Here is a 21,126-nt window from a genome sequence, read left to right on the forward strand (position 1 = left end):
TTTACTTTGCGCTTTTAAAGCGCAAAGTAAACATTTTCACCAAACAAAGAACTATTAAGCCCATTAATGCGTACACTAATTACATATAACTTAATAAATTAAGAGAATACTAATGTTTTCATTTTTAAAGCCTGATCCCGTAAAAAAACTGCGTAAAGAATACGACGTAAAACTAGAGCAAGGCATGCAGGCACAAAGAAAAGGCGACATTAAAAGCTTTGCAATGTTAAGCGCAGAAGCCGAAAAAATCTGGAGTGAAATAGAAACTCTAGAGGCTAAAAAAGCCAAATAATACCAATCGTATTAAGTTATTAGACATTTATAGCGACGGATAAATAGAGTGATAACAAGGCATAAATTTCGACATGTAGTTGTTCTACATGAGAAATTTATAACGCCGTTAACGCTTTATTTAGCACGCTAGAAAGGCTAAATATTTAAGTCGACTGGTATAAGTATACTTAAACGTGTCAGCCCTGTTTCAAAAGCAGGAAGACGCGTTTAGTAAATAATTTATGACCTCGTTTTTTACAGCTTCCACCATCCCTAAACCACCCTTTATAATATGCTTACACAAGCAAGTGTAATTAAAGCAGTTACTTACGATTTATTGGTATATCAGCGTCGGAAACAGCAATTCTTACAACAGAGCGAACGAGTTAGTGGGCGAGCCTGCTGAATAGAATCAATGAGTTAACCTGCTTAATTGCTCAGGTTAGTAGCGACTGTGCGTGGTGAAAATATCATTGCTTAACAGTTAAATATTAGGTTTAATGGGGACATAATAAACGCTGAGTAACGCAGGGATAGCTTAGATACGATATACACGTCAATGAAATTGGCTAAATATCGGTTAGGCCATAAAAAGCCTTTCTTTATAAGTAAAGTCCATAGCATAAACAATACCAACGCGAACACACCGAGCAGGTAGCGCCTCAGTCCAACAAGCGATTATGCAACACAAACTACGTGTTGCATAAATACTAAAGTGTTAAGTGCCCGTGTTGCTATCTACCTTCTGTGTTTAAAGAGAAATTAATGAAAAAAAGATTACAAGTATTCGTCTCATCAACCTATTTAGATTTAGTTCCTGAAAGACAAGCCGCTGTGTCCGCAATTTTGAAATCAGGACATATACCTGCTGGGATGGAATTATTTACAGCCGGAGATCAAAGCCAATGGAGTATTATTAAGCGTTGGATCGATGAATCAGATGTTTATATGTTAATTTTAGGTGGAAGATATGGAAGTGTTGAGCCAGACAGTGGTTTAAGTTATACAGAGTTAGAATACAATTATGCTTTAGATATAGGGAAACCATTATTCGCAGTTGTTATAAACGATAATGCGTTAGATGAAAAAATTAAAAAAGTTGGTGCTTCTGTTTTCGAAAAAGATCATCCAGTCGAATTGAAAGCATTTAAACAAAAAGTATTATCTAATATGTCATCATTTTACGAAGATGAAAAAGATATTCGATTATGTGTTCTGGAAAGTTTACCTGAGATTGCTGCAACTAGAGAATTAGACGGTTGGATATCAGGCGCAGAAGTACCAGATACGAAAAGCTTGGTTGATGAAATAACACGATTAACTAAAGAAAATAGAGAACTGACAAATGAGATGGGCTCTCTTCAAGACAAGCTTAAAAATGCACCATCATCTAAGGAAGATTCGTCAAATGAAGAGTTGGCTTTGATCTTGAAATCAATTGAAATTGATTTTCCGAAGGCTATGGAACAGCCTAAAATGAATTTGTTCGCTGCGCTGATGTGGCTAAAAGATCATCTAATTACAGGTGTTACAAATCAGCATGGTACTGATGATTTAACCATGTTTGTTTATCAAAATATACTTCCTAAGTTACAAATACATAATCTCGTAATAAATGAAAAAGTCGCATCTGTAAAATATCGTCGTTTTTCTCTAACTAAGCAAGGGCAAGAATTCTTAGCTTATATTGAAAAGAAGCAAATCTTAAAAAATAGAACTTAATCGGGTAGCCGGAGGTCTCTAACCTCCAGCCCCCACAACACCCATCATGCGGGTCCGCAATGGGCAGAAATTAGGATGACACCCATCCTAATTACCTTGAACCGACTTTCCTTTAAATAAAAAGCGGAACATTACAGTGAACAAAGGTATGAATAAATTGACCTTACGGGGTCAAATGAAAGTGAATGCCTTACTTCACGCTGCGGCAACTGTATTGCCTTGTTCATAATATAGAAAAGCTGCAAAACACGATGCATTAAGAAGGATAAGCCATTTTACCCTAAATAAAAGCCACTCAAACACCCGTCCCCCCTTCCAAAACGCTAATTAAAACAATATCAAACACTTCAATATTCTACGTAAAAATACAGTAATCAATTGAACCAAAATAGGAACTCAGCTATGGTTTATTTATCAATAAAAAAATTAAAAAACGAGTTAATCTACAGGCTCGTTAAGTTACCAAGGAAGATATGCGTAAATTTCTGGCATTGGATATACAATCTCAAATAGACTTGCGAGAAAAGTATCCAGATCTTGATAAGTTGTATGCTGTAGAAGATACTGATGCATATACTTACATGGCGGTTTCGGTTTTCGATCGTTGGTTGGGAGCAGAAGACTCAATTAAATACTTATCTGATGTTGCTGATGAGGAGCAACAAAGTAGAGATGCAAAATTCGTTAAATTTGCGAAAAAATTAATCGACAACACTGAGGTTCTAAACTTTACATTTAAAGGTCGTTGGAGTTCAGCTAAACCACAGTTTCGCAAATTTACCTCGGACGCTGCTAAAGAAGCTTACCTAATGTGCGCTCCACATAATGTAGATAGTAGTCATTTTTATAAAGTGATGCTGCCTGAGTTGGAGGCTGTATATTTTGAAAGCTGGGACGACACTAATGTTTTCTATTTACGTAATCCTAAACACGCAGAAAAAATTGAAAAATGGGCTAATGAATGTGGCTTATACCGTCTAAATAGATAACTTAAGCGCATCAAAAATGACGTCAAACGCTTGGCTGACGCTCATTCTTCGCTAATTTTAGCCAAGCATTATCCGCATTTTATGCGGGCGCTAGCTGTACTAGCTATAGAGAAGTTTTCATGAAACATAATGCAATCAATTTTAAAGAAAAGTTTACTAAGTTTACAGATCATTGGTCTCCTCGTGTAATTGCAGAAATGAATGACTATCAGTTTAAATTGGTCAAAGTAGAAGGTGAATTTGTATGGCATGATCACCCGGATACTGACGAAGTTTTCATTGTAATTGAAGGGTGCCTTAACATTGAATTTCGCGATGGAGTCGTTACATTAGAATCAGGTGAAATGTTTGTAATCCCTAAAGGCATTGAACATAAACCTATAGCAACTTCAGAATGTAAAATCATGATAGTTGAACCTAAAGGTGTTGTTAATACTGGTGATTCAGGTAGCGAACTTACAGCAGAAGATGATGTTTGGGTGTAATGCACAGCTAACAAACGCTTCAACAATGATAAATACTGGTTGGCTCCTACGCTTCGGATATTAGCCAACCAGCATGCGGACGTTAGATGTTATGAAGTATTTGGCAAGCTTTTATAAAAGCGCAAGTTTTGTAGCTACTCTGTGGTGTATATCTTTATTGCTGCCATTATTGCTTTTGGCAAATGATGAAATTTCATGGATGCCAATAATAGCTGTTGTTCTTATAATTGTTTACGGCACAACTATTTCTCTTTTTAGAAGGGATCAGCTATTTGAAGGGACTTGGTGTATGTCAGATGTAGTCGCATATATTTTAGTGCCTATTTGTCTTTTTGCATTTGTCACATATATGATGCTATCAAGCTTAAACACCTAACAAGAACATTAGACGGAATTTACTCTTCCCCCATTTAATAGGTATCACGATAATTTTTACCATACACATCCTCAGGACTTATTTGCATTAGTAGTGCGGGGTTGTCTATCGGTTTAAACCCGTATTGCGCGTAAAGGCCATGTGCATCAGAAGTCGCTAATAAAAAGCGCCTGAGCCCTTGTAGCTCAGGGTGCTCTACTATCGTTTTAATAAGTAACTTACTCAGCCCATTACCTTGCAAGTGCGGGGCAATAAATACATCTGCTAAATAAGCAAAGGTTGCTTTATCGGTCACTACTCGGGCAAAGCCAACTTGTTCGTTATGAGCGCTGTAAACACCAAAACACATTGAGTTATCAATAGCCGATTGCATCACGCTTTTAGGAATGCCTTTGGCCCAATAGCTATTAGCAATAAAGTTATAAATAACGTTAAAGTTAAGTTTGCTTTTGTCTGTACTTATTGAGTAGTTACTAGTGTTTACTGTCATACGTTAGTAGTCTTTTTTATCAATGTTTTTATAAACATTTCTATAGAACGTTCCTATAGCCTATAAATAATCTTTAACGTTTTTTAGCTGTTTGTCGTGTACTCTTGAAAGTACTAACAATGAGCAAATAGCCCCAAATAACGCCAGTCCCATATCTGATTGGGTATCCCACACGTAACCTTGCGTGCCTAAAAATGCTTCTGCGTTTTCGCCGCTTAATACTGCAACCCACCACTCTATTAATTCGTAAAACGCGCTAAATGCTAAACATACCGAAATAACAAAGGTGATTAACCAGCCTCGACCATTTACTACTTTTTTGCGCAGTAAAATTTCGCGAGCTAGTAGTGCAGGTACAAACCCTTGAAAAAAGTGCCCTACTTTATCGTAGTTATTACGCTCACTACCAAATAGGTTGTCGAAAAAAGGGACTTCGGCGTAGGTGTAATGCCCGCCAATCATCAGCACAATACAATGCGCTAAAATAAAAGTGTATAAAATAGGGGTAAGTTTAAAGTGGCTATAGGTACTTGCTAGCAGCACTAAGCCAATAATTGCGGGGATAACTTCAAGCAGCCATGTAAATTGATCTTTTGGGTTAATACCAGACCAAATTAATACAATAAAAAACAGGCTCAGCCATAAATACTTCATTTAGAATCCTTTTCTAAATTGATCAAATTTACGGCATTTTACGCCTTTGAAATAAACGACGCTACCTATAGTTTGTTTTTGCAGTAATGCGATTAAACAAAGTAGGAAAAAAGCGTTTAATTGTGGGCGCCCAACCACTTAAACCTTTGCCAATAATCACTTCGTCTTTTTTATTACTAATGGCACGAATCATTTTTGAAGCTGCTACGCTTACATCCATGCCATTTTCTATCGACTCTTCTGGTTTATTTTGCGCTATGCCTTGCTCGTTTAGTGAGTTATGCGCAATTGCTGTTTTAATAGAACCTGGGCAAATTGTTAAACAATGAATATTATGTTCAGCAACTTCTGCACGTAGGCAATCCATAAAACCAACAACCGCATATTTAGAACCCGAATATCCCGTTCTAAATTTTGAACCAACTTTACCCGCCACACTACTAATAGACACAATTGAGCCACTGCGCCTTGCCACCATAGCAGGCAATATAGCTTTAGTAAGTGCAATTAAGCCAAAGTAATTAACCTCCATTAATTGGCGATACACGTTAAAGTCGTTTTCTAAAAATAAGCTACGCTGCGATACGCCGCCGTTATTAATTAAAATATCAATTGCAGGAAGCTCGTTCATTTTTGCTGTTACTGTACTCAGTACATGCTCTGGCTGAGCTAAGTCCAGCGGCACAACTAAGTGCCCTTCGCCTTTAAGCGTTGCTTTTAAATCGTTTAGTTTATCTACATTGCGCGCCGATAAAATAACGCGCGCTCCAAGCTCGGCAAATTGTATAGCAAGCTCTTTACCAATACCTGATGATGCGCCGGTGATCCACACGGTTTTATTATTATATTGCATGCGTTATCTGCCCTTTTATTGTTATTTATTAGGTTTTATAAAGGTACTTAGTAAAGTATTTTACGCCCTTGTAGGACCCGCTATTGCGTTTACTTCATCTTCTAATGTTTTGTAAAAACCCATTAAAAATAGTAGTTCAACAGTTACGTACAAAGGGCCAATAATTAAACCAATTAGGTCATCTACAAACGCTGGTTTTTTACCTTCGTAATAGTGCCCAATAAACTGCAGTACCCAGCCAAATACAAACACACCTACGCCAATACTCAACCACGGCCAAAACGCCATTGCCGCAATAGGCTGAGCACCAACAAGGAGTAAAGTGAATATCACGGCCATAATAAAGCCAAGCGAAAAGCTCAGCATAAAATAATAAACAACCGACGCTAATACAAAAAGTTGTGCGCCATCAATTACAAAGCTACCAAGGGGTATTTGAATGCGCGCTAGTAAACACAACGCTGCAAATACAATGAGCGGAATACCAAAAAAGTGCGTTAGTACATTACGCTTAGAACGATGATACAAACCATATTTACCAAGTTGCTGTTGAAGTGTTTTCATTTTATTGCCTTTAATTTATGTGTAAAACTTACTTTAGCAAAAGTAGACACAACAACAATGTCAGGTATCCGACATTGTGTAAATTAAGCAAATGCAGAAATTATTTTACCCGGCTCATGCTCACCTTGCATATCAATTCGCTCGCGCCCTTGTTGATACTCTTGATCGATCATTTTTTGAAGTTCCTCAATTTTATCAGCAATTGCGTCAGGGTCTGCGCCCTCACCTTGTAGCTCTTTAGTGAGTTCTTCTATTGCCGCTTTGAGCTCGTCTATCTTGTCTTTATTTACACCTAAGCGCTGATAAACCAGCGCTTCTTGCGCGCTTTCTAAAAATGTTTGCTCTTGAGGGCCTGAGCTTATGCCTTTAACTTCACTTGTTTTTTCATTAGGGAGGACATTAGTTGCCGTAACTTCGCTCGGGCTTGCCGCTTTAGTTATAATCGATGAGTTATAGTTACTATATTGATTTTTAAAGGTTATTGTTGTCATTAGCTCAAATCCATTGTTGCATTACATTATCTTTAGCAATTTTGGTTCCAACTAAAAATACCCAGCCTATTTAAGCTTGTGCAGCACAGGCCTGTAACTTTTGTTTATCTATAATAGTAATACGTTGATACCCCAAGCTAATAGCTTGTAGGCTAACAAGTTGTTGCAGTATTTGATTAATAGTTTGGCGCGTTAGGTAGGTCATATCAGCAAGTTGCTGCTGAGATAAAACAAGCGGTGTTAAATGCTCTGTGTGTTCACTCAACATTAAAAGCCGATTACATACTTTTTGTTCAGCGCTTAATAATGCGTGATCTTCCATTGAGGTAAACATTAGCCGTAACTTTTGTGCCAGCAATAAACCAAACTCTTGCCAATATTGTGGCTGTTCATTTAAAAGCTGTTCAAGCGCGCGTTGGGGTACGTAAAAAAGCACAACATCAGTTTGTGCATATACATCATGAGTGCGCCGGCCACCATCAAACAAGGTAACTTCGCCAAACCACAGCGACGTATCTACAAAACTCAATACGGCTTCTTTGCCTTCGTTGCTTACGCCACTAATACGTACCACGCCGCTAAGTACGGCATAAATTCCATCGTGCTTATCACCTCGCAAAAATAATGATTGCTGGGCTTTTAGCGTGAGCGTTTTGCCTTGCGTTAATAAAAAGCTTTTTAAATAAGGGCTGCGGTTTTTAAACCAGTGTCCTTGTTCAATCACCTTTTGCTGTTGTGGAGTCATTATTTACTGCATTTTCTTATTAAAAGGCTGCCTTTCACTGACCAGCTTTTTTGGTAAATTTAAATCAGTTGCTATAACAAAGTCATCATAAGGATCGTTACCTGAAAAAAGCTCAGTTATTAGCGTTTTATTTTTATAAACATTAACGGTTACACCACTGCCCATGCCGCCTGAGTTAATAATATAATAATGATACTCGCCATTACTAAAAAATAAAATACTCTCGCCAATACGCCCTACTTGCCTGTAGTAACTACCAAATGGTGCACTTGGTGTAGCTTCTTTTTCAAGCCCTATGTCATTAATTCGACCAAATCGATAGCTCAATGATGAGTCGTCTTTAGCAACACAAATAGAAAGTACGTTATCAGTAGGCTCAAGTTTATAAGCAATATCTTCACTTGGATTACGCAGCACTTTTTGCATCTTAGCGTTTATATAAGCGGTTTCATTCATTTTACAATGTGTTGCAACTAACCCTAGTACTAACACTGGATCCTCAACGTTAGTAAATTGTTCTTGTTGTTTTGAATCTGAAGATGGTTTTACTAAATCCTCTAAATGGGCTTTTTTCTGCGAAGACGAAACTTGATCATCACACCCAAATAGTACTAATAAGAAAAAAGAATAAAAGCTCGCTAAAAATTTATTGCGCATAAAAAATCCATCTATGAGAGAACCTTTAAAATAGCGATAAAACTAGCGACTCGCAACTCCCTTATGCGTAATACTTTATAAGTTTATGGTTAAACCATATTCTGCAAAAACTACCTTACTTTTTAGTGATTTATTTAACGATTTTTTAAACAATTATTGGTTTTTTAATAACCTATTCATAAAGTGAGATAGTACCGCCGCTTGATGCGTTTTCATCAATTGCGTTTTACATAATCACTACATCGGCATTTTCGCTAAGTTAGCAAATGTACCTATTTTTTGTTGAGTGACCACGGCCGATTTATTAACTTTAGCCCTTACTAAAAGCTGATTTAAACACCTCATAACAGTGTGTAAATAACTAAATGAATCAATAACCAGCTTCCTTATAATAAAATATTGTTACACCACCATTTCAAATGGTTTTTTATAACCACCTGTAATTTATAATTTAAATAAAATCAAATCCAATAAACATACATTTTAAAAACAATTTAGTCTCATTTTATTAAAACAATAGTTGACCCTATACAAAATTTAAACTAGCATTTCTGGAAGCGCTTCCACAAATTCTAGTTAAACAGATCTTTCTGGAAGCGCTTCCATACATTTGACAATGTTTATAACTACACAATAACAGCCCCATACAAGCTGTTAATAATAATGATAAAAGCGCGAGGGAAACCGAATGTCCAACCATATTGTAAGAAAAACAAAGATAGCCACTAGCCTATCTCTGATTTTAGGCGCATCAATCTCTTTACCTGTATATGCACAAGAAGCAAATACAGATGTTGAAGTAATTCAAGTTACTGGTTTTAAAAGCAGTATTAAAGAGTCGACTCGTTTAAAACGCGACGCCGCTGGTGTTGTAGATGCTATATCAGCTGAAGATATTGGTAAATTCCCCGATACCAACTTAGCCGAGTCGCTACAGCGTATTACAGGTGTGTCGATTGATCGTTCAAATGGTGAAGGTTCTAAAGTAACGGTTCGTGGTTTTGGCCCCGACTACAATATGGTAACCCTAAACGGGCGTACAATGCCGGCGGCATCTTTGCCTGCAGGCGGTGGTACACCCAGCTCTCGTGCTTTTGACTTTGCAAACTTAGCGTCTGATAGCGTTAAATCGGTTGAAGTATATAAAACTGGTAAAGCAAGCATTGCATCAGGTGGTATTGGCGCAACAATTAATATTAATACCGCTCGCCCACTTGATAACCCAGGCTTTGTTTCAAGCATTGGCGTAAAAGCATTACACGACTCAACAAACCGCGTTGGTGATGACATAACACCAGAGCTTTCGGGGTTAATTAGCTGGACCGACAGTGAAGCTAAATTTGGTGCCTCGTTAACTGCAAGTATGCAACAGCGCGATAGCTCATCAACAGGTGCATTTGTAAATCAATGGAATACATCAGCTTTTGACGGCACAATCCCACAAGCTGCAGACGATATTGTTTTAACTAATGCACCCGCCGTTGGCCAGCTTTATTCAATGCCATCAGATTTGCGCTACACCATTGCCGACAGAGAACGTACTCGTACAAACGCGCAATTAACGCTGCAGTACAGCCCTATTGACGATTTAACAGCCACGCTTGATTACACATATTCTAAGCAAGATTTATTCGAAGCCCGTGCTGAGCAATCAATATGGATGGATAACTACAAAAGCGCGCTAACGTTTGACGATAACACGGTAAAAACTCCTATTTATTACCGAGAAGAACGTCGCGATCAGCAAACACGCGATTTAGGTTTAGCGTTTCAAGAGTTAAACCAAGTTAACCAAAACGACTCTATTGGTTTAAACGTTGAGTACTATTTCAATTCAGAATTGAGCTTTATGTTTGATGCGCACAATTCAAAAGCCACTAGCAAACCAGATGCACCTTACGGCAGCTGGGTAAACGCAGGCTTGGGTGCAAACGTAGTTAACGCACAAGAAGTTGATTTTAGCCGCGAACTTCCATCAATGAGTATCGATTTTGATGATTGCCGCCGAAATAACCTAAATTGTAATAACACGTTAGATGCCTCTGATGTGGGTACGTCTATTTTAGATTCTAACTTTGCTCGCCAAGAGTCTGAAATAACAGAATTTAGAATCCATGGTAAATACGAAATTGAAAACGGTGCAATTGACTTTGGTATAGAGTCTCGCTCTATGGAAAGCCATTCACTGCAATCACTTACACGTAATACAATGGGTAACTGGGGTATCGAAAACCCAGGCGAACTGCCTGATGGCTACCTAAACCCAACAAACTTTTTAGCTGAGTTTGACGACTACGATACATCGGGCTCGTACAACCAAGGTTATACTGGCAGCGCATCGCAAATTGGTTACTGGGCAGGTGAAGAATACGGGTTTAACTTTGCAGCCGATGGCGCATTTGCAACTAACCGCACCATTGAAGAAGATATAACCGCAGCGTTTGTGCAATTTACTTACAACGGATACATTGGCGATATGCCATACAACATTGTAATTGGCGCGCGCCAAGAGTCTACCGACATTACCTCAACGGCTAATATCGACTTACCTAACGCAGTAGCGTGGGAAGGTAATAACGACTTTAATGTTCGTTTTGGCTCAGCTAAAGAAGATTTCACGCTTAAATCTAGCTACGATCACTTTTTACCAAGCTTTGACTTTGACATAGAAGTAATCGAAAACATAAAAGCGCGTTTTTCTTATAGCACAACAATTGCTCGCCCAACTTACGACAACTTAAGTTCAGCAGCGACTGTTGGTGTACCGGGCGCCCCTACTCTTTTAGCGGGTTCTTCACCGGCTACTGCGTCAACGGGTAACCCTGGTTTAGTGCCGCTTGAATCAGATAATATTGATGTATCGGCTGAGTGGTACTTTGCAGAAACAAGTTATGTGTCGGTAGGTTATTACACTAAAGACATCGAAAACTTTATTGGTTTAACACCAATGACGCAAAACTACTACGGATTACGCGATGCAACAGCGGGTCCTCGCGCTCAAGCTGCCATTGCTGAGCTAGAATCTCGCGGACTTGCTCTAACCGATTCAAACTTATTTCAAATGGTTGCCGCAACAGAAAATGGCGTTGATTTTGACTCTATGACTTACGAAGAGTTTGAAGCCGCTTACGATGTAATTGCTAACAGCGATGACCCATTACTAGAATTTACAGCGCAAGTACCTACCAACAATAAAAATGCCACTATTGATGGTTTCGAAATTGCCTTTCAGCACTTTTTTGGTGAAAGCGGCTTTGGTGTGCAAGCAAACTACACCACAGTTAATGGCGACATAGACTTTGATGTAAACGCTGACCCTACTACAACACAATTTGCATTAGTGGGTTTAAGCGATACAGCTAACTTTATAGCAATGTACGAAAACGATGATTTTCAGGCACGTATTGCTTACAACTGGCGTGATAAGTTTTTAAATAGCGCAGCTCGATACGTAAACGAGCCAGGCTTTACTGAAGAATATTATCAAATCGACTTTAATGTTGCGTACAACTACAGCGAACAACTATCGTTTTTTGTTGAAGGCCTTAATATTACTGAACAAAACAGCCGCGAACATGGCCGTACGTCAGTTCAATTGTGGAACCTACAACAGCTAGGTGCACGTTACAATATTGGTATGCGTTACAACTTCTAAAGGTAATACAAAGTAAAGCCGTTAGTTTTTACTAGCGGCTTTTTTGTATTTAAAACAGTATTAATGCTAGTTTAATTGTTATCAACTTTAGGGGGTTAACTCATGACCAAACCAATAACAAAAATAGTCGTTTTAGGTGGTGGTACTGCCGGCTGGCTAAGCGCAGGCTTATTAGCCGCCGAACACCCGCACCTTAATGTAACGTTAGTGGAGTCGGCAAATGTGCCTATATTGGGTGTGGGCGAAGGTACATGGCCGTCAATGCGTAATACGCTAAAGCGCATTGGCATTAAAGAAAGTGATTTTATAACCCAGTGCGACGCATCATTTAAGCAAGGTTCTAAATTTATAAATTGGCGAAACCTCAGCGAGGGAGAAAACTACTACCACCCTTTTATGAATCCACAAGGCTACGAGCACACTAATTTACACGCCAGTTGGCAACGTATTGCACCTAACCAAAAATTTGCCGACGTTGTTAATATGCAAAGCTTTGTATGCCAAGCAGCACTTGCACCAAAACAATTACAAACTCCCGAATATGCAGCAGTTACCAACTATGGCTATCATTTAGATGCGGGTAAATTTGCTGAGTTTTTAAAAAATTACTGCGTTAAAAACCTAAATGTTACTCATATTACTGACGATGTAACCGAGGTTATTAACGACGAGCATGGCTATATTGCCGCATTAAAAACAAATAATAATGGCGATATAACGGGTGATTTATTTATAGATTGCTCAGGCTCTTGCGCTCGTTTAATTGGTGATCATTTTAATAGTGAGTTTATAGCGCAAGATCATATTTTATTTAATAACAGCGCTGTTGCGGCGCAAATACCTAATGCACACATCAATCAACCAATTGCCTCTGCTACGCTATCTACAGCGCAAAGTAACGGTTGGATTTGGGACATAGCCCTGCCAACACGCCGTGGCACAGGTTATGTATTTAGTAGTAAATATCAAAGTGATGAAAGCGCAGCAAATACTCTAAAAAGCTACATAACCAAAAGCACCAGTGAGCAACAAGCTGAGCAACTTACCTACCGCGTATTAAAATTCAGCCCTGGTTACAGACAAAAGTTTTGGATTAAAAACTGTGTTGCCGTAGGTATGTCAGCTGGCTTTTTAGAGCCACTTGAAGCGTCAGCTCTTGCTATGGTTGAGCTTTCAATTAGCATGATAAGCGAGCAACTCCCGCAAAACCGCACCCACATGAGCCAGCTTAAAACGCGTTTTAATGACCGTTTTAGCACTCGTTGGCAACGCGTTATTGAGTTTTTAAAACTTCATTATGTGCTAAGCAAGCGCGACGATACTCCTTATTGGCAAGATATTAGTAATTTAAATACCGCGCCCGAGCGCCTGCAAAACTTACTTAAACTTTGGCAATTTCAGCCCCCTAGCCGCTTTGATTTTATTGAAAACGAAGAAGTGTTTTCATCAAGCAGTTACCAATACGTTTTATATGGCATGGGCTTTAATACACAAACAGTCTCTGCACAAAATACATTTAACGACCCACGTGCTGGGGATTATTATTACCAGCAAAATCGCGAAAAAATAGCGCAGTGCTTAAATGGGCTGCCAAGTAATCGCGCGCTTTTAAATCACCTTTTATCAAATAATGGGCAGCCACATAATGACTAAAACAAACGCTGTTAAAAACGTAGTAATTGCTGGAGGCGGCACCGCTGGTTGGATGGCCGCAGCGGCACTTGCTAAACTAATTGGTAACAATATAAACATAACCCTTATTGAATCTGACGATATTGGCACTGTAGGTGTTGGCGAAGCTACAATTCCGCCTATTCGTACATTCCATAAATTGCTGGGTATAAACGAGCAAGCATTTATGAAAGCCACTCAAGCAAGCTTTAAATTAGGTATTAGCTTTGAAAACTGGGGCGATGAAAACACGCATTATATTCACTCATTTGGCGCAACGGGCAAAGAATGCTGGGCGGGTGAATTTCATCACTTTTGGCTGCAAGGTCAAGTACTTGGAATAAACAACCCATTTGGCGATTACTGCTACGAGCTGCAAGCGGCTAAAGCCGGTAAATTTGCGTTTAATCAGCAAAACCCCATTAACTATGCTTACCATATGGATGCCACGCGTTACGCGCAGTTTTTACGTGAATTTTCAGAGCCATTAGGTGTAAAACGCATTGAAGGTAAAATACAAAAAGTAATAAAAAACACTAAAACGGGCCATATAGAATCATTGATTTTAAATAGTGGTGAGCACATTAACGGCGACTTTTTTATTGATTGCACCGGCTTTAGAGGCTTATTAATAGAGCAAGCATTGCATACTGGCTACGAAGACTGGTCTCATTTACTACCGTGTAACAGCGCCATTGCGGTGCAAACAAAATCAACCAGCGAGACCGTATTGCCACTTACCCGCTCTATTGCCCACAAAAGCGGCTGGCAATGGCGTATACCGCTGCAAAACCGTGTCGGCAACGGATTAGTTTATTGCAGCCAATATATGGATGACGAACAAGCCAAAGCGCTATTATTAAATAACATTGAGGGCGAGCCGCTTACAGAGCCGCGTATTATTAAATTTAAAACAGGGCGTCGCTTAAAAGGCTGGAACAAAAACTGCCTAGCGCTTGGCCTTGCTAGCGGTTTTGTAGAGCCACTTGAGTCCACCAGCATTCACTTAATTATGTCGGGTATTATTCGCTTTATGCGTTTATTTCCGTTTAATGGCATTACCAATCACGCCATTGATGAATACAACAAACAGCTTAAAAGCGAAATTGAAAATATTCGCGACTTTATCGTGCTGCACTACAAAGTAACTAATCGCGATGACAGCGAGTTTTGGCAGCATTGTAATGCCATGGAAGTGCCAAAAACACTTCAACATAAAATTGATTTGTTTAAGCAAACAGGCCGTGTATTTCTAGACGATGGCGACATTTTTAGAGTCGATTCGTGGGTACAAGTTATGCTTGGCCAAGGTATCGAGCCTAATCAACATCACTTAATAGCCAGCATGATGAGCGATGAAGAACTCACCCGTTTTTTACACGGTATTAAGCAACAAATAGAGCAACGCGTAAGCCAATTACCGCCTCACCATGATTTTTTAAAGCAGTATTGCCCAGCATAAAAAAAGCCCTTATTAGGGCGTGTTGTTCTTTGGTGGTTGAATTTGCAGCAGTATGTTTGGTTTTTAGGCAAGGCAGAGCCTATGTAGTGTGGTTATTCCCCATAAATAGGCGATAACGTAGCATAAATGCCAAACATGCGCTGCCCGTAGGGTTCTGCCTAGGGGCAATTTACTCTTTGTTGCTCGGTTTTTACTTAGCCCACTAGGTTACAAACCTCGCGCCGCGATTAAACTGCCCCTAGATTGAACAAATTTCAATCCACAAAGATCAACACGCCCTTAGGGCTTTGAGACAACACACAATAAACTTAACTTATAAGCACTCTACTACTCACACTTTATTTTTGCTGTTTTAGCGCCTTGTGGTTCAAAGCTGATATCTGCAACTGAAACGCTAAGTTCTCCTGCCGTTTTAATAATAAAAGGGCTGGTTACTCTGGCAAAATCAACGCCCTTTTTAGCAAAACACGTTAAATCTATACTCATGGTTTGCCATTTATTTAAATCAGCATTTTCAAGATCACGGGTAATATCAAGCTCGCCGCCACAGCCTTGTTCGCACTTCATTGCAAGGTATGTTTGTGAGCTAGGTATTTGGTTTACTTTATAGCTAAAGCTTAGGGCTGAATTTGCTTCAATGTAGGCCACTTTGTCTTCGGTAAAGTTACTATTAATTTCGATGTAGCTGGCTGCAGTGCCATCAAAATTAAATTGCATCGCATCTTCTTGAATCGCTTTGTCTTCAGTGCGATAAGTAATACCGCCAAGCTTTACACTATTACTTGCTACTTGGTGCTGCTCGCTGTTTGAATTTAAAAACAAACGCCACGGTGTTTTAAAGCTGCCATTAAATATAGATAGCGGCGCAAGGTTACTAATATCAACACCTGAGTCTTCATTTAGATTATTGCTAAGCGTACTTTCATCTTTATACGTTAAGCCAAAGCCATAGGGTAATAATGGCGAGTAATCAGCATCGCCCTTATTTACTGCGGTTTGTAGTGGCGATTTAGGCCACGAGAACGACAATTTACCTTTAAAGTCATACTGCACCTTCCCATTTTTATCCGCTAATAAAACATCAGCAATACCCTGCCCTTCAGTGCCAGGAAGCCATGCTGCTACAAATGCATCTGACGCGTTTAGCTCGCTGTTAACCCACATTGGTCTGCCTGATATAAACACCGATACCACCGCAATACCTTGCTGCTTTAATGCTTTTAATATTTTAAGAGAACGTTTATTGTTACGTTCAAACTCAAGGTTGTCTTTATCACCATGCCCCTCTGCGTATGGTTCTTCACCAAATACAACAATGGCTACATCGGGTTTGGTATTAAATTCACCCGTTGGGCTTAAAATAGCGTTACCGCCAGCAGCCTCAATTTGCGTTTTTAGCCCCGCATAAATAGACGTTGCCCCAGGAAAATCTGCATTTTGATTATTAGTTCCCTGCCACGTAATACTCCAACCACCCGATTGCTTGCCTATGTTATCGGCCGCATCGCCCGCTATAAGTATGTTGCTTGATGGGTTAAGCGGTAATAAATGGTTGTTGTTTTTAAGCAGTACTAGCGACTCTTGTACCGCTTGGCGGGCAATATCGCGATGTGCTGGCGCACCTATTAGTTTTAATTTACCTGAATATTTTCGATTTGCGGGGCTCGGTTTATCAAATAAACCCGCACGTAATTTAACGCGTAAAATACGTGCTACGGCGTCATCTATTCGCGCCATTGTTATTGTGCCCGCTTTTACTTGTTTAATTGTATTTTCATAAAGTGGCTTCCAAGCCCCCGTTGGCACCATAAAAATATCAAGCCCCGCATTAACAGCCTGTGGGCAACTTTCATTTGTACAGCCTGCAACTTGTCCGTGTCCGTTCCAATCTCCTACAACAAAGCCATCAAAACCCATTTTTTTTTTTAATACATCGGTAAGTAAGTATTTGTTGCCGTGATTTTTTTTACCATTCCAGCTATTAAACGATGCCATAACCGACTGACTACCTGCGGTTAAGCCACCTATATAACCTTGCGCATGAATGTTATATAACACCTCTTCGCTATCAATGTTATCGCCTTGATCGTCACCATCTACTGTGCCGCCATCGCCTAAAAAGTGCTTAACGGTACTAATTACGCGTTTATCACTTAAAAAGTCTTCATCGGCTCTGCCTTGCAATCCGTTTACAATTGCGGCTGAATACTCACGTACAATTGCAGGGTCTTCTGAGTAGCCTTCGTACGTTCTGCCCCATCGGTCGTCGCGCACAACCGCAACAGTTGGTGCAAACACCCAATCTATGCCTGTTGCCATTACTTCTATTGCCGTAGCTGCTGCAATTTGCTCAATTAATGCAGGATTATTTGCTGCACCTAAACCAATATTGTGCGGAAATAACGTCGCCCCAATCACATTATTATGGCCATGTACGGCATCGGTGCCCCACATGGTCGGAATTTTACTGCCATCAATTGAGTCATCAACCGAGGCTTGGTACATGCTCTCAGCAAGTGTTATCCAATCTGCAGGCGTTGCATGCTTATTAGCATTCGGGAACGAGCCACCGCCATTTAAATACGAACCAAAACCGTATTTGCGCATATCTTCAACACTAATATCGCGAATTTCAGGTTGGATCATCTGCGCTACTTTTTGCTCAAGCGTCATTGTTTTTAAATACTGTGCAATTGTATTTTCAATTTCAGGGGTTTTAACTACCTTACTTTTAAGGGTTGGCCAAAGTGATAAATCACCTTGCTCATGCTCAGTCTTTTTGACTACGGCGCTTTGGCTATTATTTGCGTTAATCTCTTGTTTATTACACCCACTTAAAACGCACAATCCTCCAATTAAAATGGGGAGCATGTGTAACCTGTTAGTGTTTAAGCTTTTTTTCATTTTTATAGCCCTGTGTTGTGTCAGTGTGATTTTGTGAGCGCCCATTTGTTATTTAAATTTAACTATTGACCTGTTTAACAATAGCCACTAACCTAAATATGGAAGCGCTTCCTTAAAGTTATTAAATACCATACTTAGTGATTAATCAAATTAAATATGGAAGCGCTTCCAATAATGAATTTAATATACGCTCTATACAAAGCAAACTTTACCAAAAAAGAAGCAGAGGTTTTCTCTTAATGAAACAATTATCTTTACCTAGTGGCTCACCACTTTTAGCCAAAAATTTTACTTATGGTGTAGCTACGGCCTCATTTCAAATTGAAGGCGGCGCAGCTGATCGCTTGCCATGTATTTGGGATACCTTTTGCAGTAAAGAAGGCAAAATAGTCGATAATTCAAATGGCGATGTAGCCTGCGAGCACTACACTCGCTGGAAAGACGATATAAACCTAATTGAGTCATTAGGTGTAGACGCTTACAGACTCTCAATTTCGTGGCCACGCGTAATGACTAAAAGCGGTCACTTAAACCCGACAGGCGTTAAGTTTTATACCGACATTTTAGATGAATTAAAACGTCGTAACATTAAAGCTTTTGTAACGCTGTACCACTGGGATTTACCACAACACATTGAAGACGAAGGTGGCTGGCTAAACCGTAACACCGCTTACGAATTTGCCCATTACGCAGATTTAATTACCAAAGCATTTGGGGAACGTGTGCACTCTTACGCCACCTTAAACGAACCGTTTTGTAGCTCTTACTTAGGTTACGAAATTGGCGTACATGCGCCTGGCATTGTAGGTCGTGAATTTGGTCGTAAAGCCGCGCACCACTTATTACTGGGTCACGGTTTAGCTATGCAAGTACTTGCTAAAAATAGCCCAAATACGCTAAACGGTATTGTACTTAACTTTACGCCTTGTTACTCAGTTACCCAAAGTGAAGACGATTTAAAAGCCACTGCATTTGCTGATGACTATATAAACCAATGGTACATGCAGCCTGTAATGCAAGGTAAATACCCTGATATTATTAAGCAATTACCTAAAGCCCACCGCCCTGACATTTTAGATGGCGATATGGAAATAATTGCTCAACCGCTAGATTACCTAGGGGTTAACTTCTATACCCGCATGCATTATCAAGCAAGCGATACCGACTTTTACCATGAGCTGCCACATAAAGCGCCAATGACCGATATTGGCTGGGAAATTTACCCTAAAGCGCTTACAGAATTACTTGTATCGTTAAACGAAAAATACACCCTACCACCTATTTATATTACCGAAAACGGTGCAGCCATGGCTGACGAATTTAAAGACGGTGAAGTAAAAGATATCGACCGTATTGAATATTACCACGAACATTTAAATGCCCTACATAACGCAACCGAGCAAGGCGTTAAAGTAGATGGTTACTTTGCGTGGAGCCTAATGGATAACTTTGAATGGGCTGAAGGATATTTAAAACGTTTTGGAATAGTACACGTAGACTACAACACACAAAAACGAACTGTTAAAGCCAGCGGTAAAGCGTACAGTAAACTAATAACTAGCCGATAATTTATCGGCTTATAACAATAAGAACACACACTGTGAACAAACTCCCTTTATACGAAAAAGTCGGTTACGCCATGGGCGATGCCGGCGCTAACTTAGTATGGCGCGGCGCGCTTGCTTATTTAGCGGTGTTTTACACCGATACATTTGGCATATCGGCTGCAGCCGCTGCCATGTTATTTTTGGTGGTAAGGCTGTCTGATGGCGTAACCGACATTATTATGGGTATGATTGCCGACAGAACGCAGTCGCGCTTTGGTAAATTTCGCCCATGGATACTCTACTCGGCACCATTTTTGGGCTTGTTTATGGTGTTGTGTTTTACTACACCCGACTTTAGCACCACCAACAAACTTATTTATGCCTACGTAACTTATATAGGTTTAACGCTTGCTTACACCGTAAGTAACGTGCCCTACTCGGCACTTATGGGCGTAATGACACCAGACGATACAGAGCGCACAAAGCTCTCTGGTTTTAGGTTTGCCGGTGCGTTTACGGGTGGCTTATTGGTTATGGGTTTTTTACCTGAGCTAGTGGCATTTTTTGGTGGCGGCGACAACGCCAAAGGCTATCAGCTTACTATGTACTTATTTGCCAGCTTACTTATTATTTTAATGATTATAACGTTTGCGACCACCAAAGAGCGTGTAACACCGCATGCCTCAAATGAAGGTAATTTAAAATCAGAGTTGTTTGATTTAACCAAAAGCCTGCCATTTATAATCCTACCTTTGCTTGCTACCACCCTGTTTTTTTATTACCGCGATTTATACAGCGGCGTATTTTTTGCCCTTGTTATGGCTGCAATGACATTCGTTATTAAAAAATTACTCAATAAAGATAAGCAAAGCCTAACAGGTTCACAGCGCGACATGGTTGATCTTCTGACCAACAAACCTTGGTTGGTATTACTCGGCATTGGTTTTTTAACCATGATGTTTAATGGCATAAAATACGGTGTAATTGCGTACTACTTTAAGTACCACGTAGCCAATGAACTCATGGCTGGGCAATACTTTATCGCCTTGTTGGTTGTATCTATATTAGGCGCACTTGCCACAGGTAAACTAGCCGAAATTATGGGTAAACGAAACCTATTTATTGCTTCATTAATGCTAAGCGGCATACTCACTACTGCATTTTACTGGGTGCCTAGCGATAACCTGGTCGCTGTATTTACCTTTGGTTGCGCTGCTGAATTTTTTGCCGCGATGATGCCAACATTATTTTTTAGTATGCTTGGTGATTCAGCCGATTATTCAGAGTGGAAAAACAAACGCCGCGCTACTGGCCTTATTTATTCTGCGGGTACATTTGTGCAAAAAACCGGGGGTGGTTTTGCAGGTGCTTTAGTGTTGGTGGTACTTGCAGGCTACGGCTATAACGGCATGGATGAGCTAACAATTACGCAGGCCTTACCTGGCATGCAGCTACTTATGAGCTGGATACCTGCCGCATTTGCTTTTTTAGGCGCCGCATTGATGCTTATTTATCCGCTTACCTCAGCGATGACGCAAAAAATAACAGAAAACTTAGCAATTAGACGCAGTAATGTGTAAATTAACTT

The 21,126-nt window shown here is 39.8% G+C and carries 18 protein-coding genes and 1 pseudogene; 11 read left to right on the forward strand and 8 right to left on the reverse strand.

The genetic code is table 11. The features are described from left to right. Positions 1 to 112 precede the first annotated feature (112 nt). The 6 genes and pseudogenes from D172_RS10315 (at position 113) to D172_RS10335 (ending at position 3,845) form a co-directional block, all read left to right on the forward strand. Positions 113 to 292: a DUF6435 family protein gene (locus tag D172_RS10315; protein WP_007375469.1), complete on the forward strand. Its 180-nt coding sequence runs from the start codon at positions 113 to 115 to the stop codon at positions 290 to 292. A gap of 746 nt (positions 293 to 1,038) precedes the next feature. Then, positions 1,039 to 1,995 (forward strand): DUF4062 domain-containing protein, encoded by a 957-nt coding sequence (locus D172_RS10320; RefSeq protein ID WP_007375470.1) that lies wholly within the window; start codon positions 1,039 to 1,041, stop codon positions 1,993 to 1,995. A 127-nt stretch (positions 1,996 to 2,122) separates the two neighbouring features. After that, positions 2,123 to 2,255, forward strand: a pseudogene (locus D172_RS21925) (transposase); the annotation flags it as partial. Between the two features lie 213 nt (positions 2,256 to 2,468). After that, positions 2,469 to 2,984, forward strand: a complete 516-nt coding sequence (locus D172_RS10325; protein WP_033022982.1) for a hypothetical protein — start codon at positions 2,469 to 2,471, stop codon at positions 2,982 to 2,984. Positions 2,985 to 3,103: 119 nt separating this feature from the next. Next, the gene (locus D172_RS10330) at positions 3,104 to 3,469 is read left to right on the forward strand and encodes a cupin domain-containing protein (protein ID WP_007375472.1); all 366 of its coding nucleotides are present in this window, start codon (positions 3,104 to 3,106) and stop codon (positions 3,467 to 3,469) included. A gap of 73 nt (positions 3,470 to 3,542) precedes the next feature. Further along, complete coding sequence (locus D172_RS10335) at positions 3,543 to 3,845, forward strand: hypothetical protein (RefSeq protein ID WP_033022984.1); 303 nt, start codon at positions 3,543 to 3,545, stop codon at positions 3,843 to 3,845. A 34-nt stretch (positions 3,846 to 3,879) separates the two neighbouring features. On the opposite strand, the gene D172_RS10340 is transcribed toward D172_RS10335, so the two are convergent. The 7 genes from D172_RS10340 to D172_RS10370 all read right to left on the reverse strand — a co-directional run bounded on the left by D172_RS10340 (position 3,880) and on the right by D172_RS10370 (position 8,299). After that, positions 3,880 to 4,335 carry a GNAT family N-acetyltransferase gene (locus D172_RS10340; protein ID WP_007375474.1) on the reverse strand — a complete coding sequence of 152 codons (456 nt, stop codon included), beginning with the start codon at positions 4,333 to 4,335 and terminating at the stop codon, positions 3,880 to 3,882. A 60-nt stretch (positions 4,336 to 4,395) separates the two neighbouring features. Then, positions 4,396 to 4,989, reverse strand: coding sequence for a DUF2238 domain-containing protein (locus D172_RS10345; protein WP_007375475.1), 594 nt, complete (start codon positions 4,987 to 4,989; stop codon positions 4,396 to 4,398). 61 nt (positions 4,990 to 5,050) lie between these two features. Then, the gene (locus tag D172_RS10350) at positions 5,051 to 5,842 is read right to left on the reverse strand and encodes an SDR family oxidoreductase (RefSeq protein WP_007375476.1); all 792 of its coding nucleotides are present in this window, start codon (positions 5,840 to 5,842) and stop codon (positions 5,051 to 5,053) included. Positions 5,843 to 5,902: 60 nt separating this feature from the next. Further along, the gene (locus tag D172_RS10355) at positions 5,903 to 6,406 is read right to left on the reverse strand and encodes a DUF962 domain-containing protein (RefSeq protein WP_007375477.1); all 504 of its coding nucleotides are present in this window, start codon (positions 6,404 to 6,406) and stop codon (positions 5,903 to 5,905) included. Positions 6,407 to 6,489: 83 nt separating this feature from the next. Next, the gene (locus D172_RS10360; protein ID WP_007375478.1) at positions 6,490 to 6,897 is read right to left on the reverse strand and encodes a hypothetical protein; all 408 of its coding nucleotides are present in this window, start codon (positions 6,895 to 6,897) and stop codon (positions 6,490 to 6,492) included. A 70-nt stretch (positions 6,898 to 6,967) separates the two neighbouring features. After that, positions 6,968 to 7,642, reverse strand: coding sequence for a Crp/Fnr family transcriptional regulator (locus D172_RS10365; RefSeq protein ID WP_007375479.1), 675 nt, complete (start codon positions 7,640 to 7,642; stop codon positions 6,968 to 6,970). Between the two features lie 3 nt (positions 7,643 to 7,645). Further along, the gene (locus D172_RS10370) at positions 7,646 to 8,299 is read right to left on the reverse strand and encodes a hypothetical protein (protein WP_007375480.1); all 654 of its coding nucleotides are present in this window, start codon (positions 8,297 to 8,299) and stop codon (positions 7,646 to 7,648) included. Positions 8,300 to 8,987: 688 nt separating this feature from the next. Here D172_RS10370 and D172_RS10375 point away from each other — a divergent pair. The 3 genes from D172_RS10375 (at position 8,988) to D172_RS10385 (ending at position 15,087) form a co-directional block, all read left to right on the forward strand. Further along, complete coding sequence (locus D172_RS10375; protein WP_007375481.1) at positions 8,988 to 11,954, forward strand: TonB-dependent receptor; 2,967 nt, start codon at positions 8,988 to 8,990, stop codon at positions 11,952 to 11,954. 102 nt (positions 11,955 to 12,056) lie between these two features. Then, positions 12,057 to 13,607 (forward strand): tryptophan halogenase family protein, encoded by a 1,551-nt coding sequence (locus D172_RS10380; RefSeq protein WP_007375482.1) that lies wholly within the window; start codon positions 12,057 to 12,059, stop codon positions 13,605 to 13,607. After that, on the forward strand, positions 13,600 to 15,087 hold the full coding sequence (locus D172_RS10385) for a tryptophan halogenase family protein (protein ID WP_007375483.1): 1,488 nt from the start codon (positions 13,600 to 13,602) through the stop codon (positions 15,085 to 15,087). Before D172_RS10380 ends, D172_RS10385 begins: the two co-directional genes overlap by 8 nt. A 327-nt stretch (positions 15,088 to 15,414) precedes the next feature. Here D172_RS10385 and D172_RS10390 read toward each other — a convergent pair whose 3' ends face one another. After that, positions 15,415 to 17,991, reverse strand: a complete 2,577-nt coding sequence (locus tag D172_RS10390) for a glycoside hydrolase family 3 protein (RefSeq protein WP_033022987.1) — start codon at positions 17,989 to 17,991, stop codon at positions 15,415 to 15,417. Between the two features lie 239 nt (positions 17,992 to 18,230). Between D172_RS10390 and D172_RS10395 the strand changes: the two genes are divergently transcribed. Both D172_RS10395 and D172_RS10400 read left to right on the forward strand, forming a co-directional pair. Then, the gene (locus tag D172_RS10395; protein ID WP_007375485.1) at positions 18,231 to 19,559 is read left to right on the forward strand and encodes a GH1 family beta-glucosidase; all 1,329 of its coding nucleotides are present in this window, start codon (positions 18,231 to 18,233) and stop codon (positions 19,557 to 19,559) included. A gap of 32 nt (positions 19,560 to 19,591) precedes the next feature. Next, positions 19,592 to 21,118, forward strand: coding sequence for an MFS transporter (locus tag D172_RS10400; RefSeq protein WP_007375486.1), 1,527 nt, complete (start codon positions 19,592 to 19,594; stop codon positions 21,116 to 21,118). Positions 21,119 to 21,126 lie beyond the last annotated feature (8 nt).

It is taken from the genome of Pseudoalteromonas sp. Bsw20308 (assembly GCF_000310105.2).
In the GTDB taxonomy this organism is placed as follows: Bacteria; Pseudomonadota; Gammaproteobacteria; order Enterobacterales; family Alteromonadaceae; genus Pseudoalteromonas; species Pseudoalteromonas fuliginea.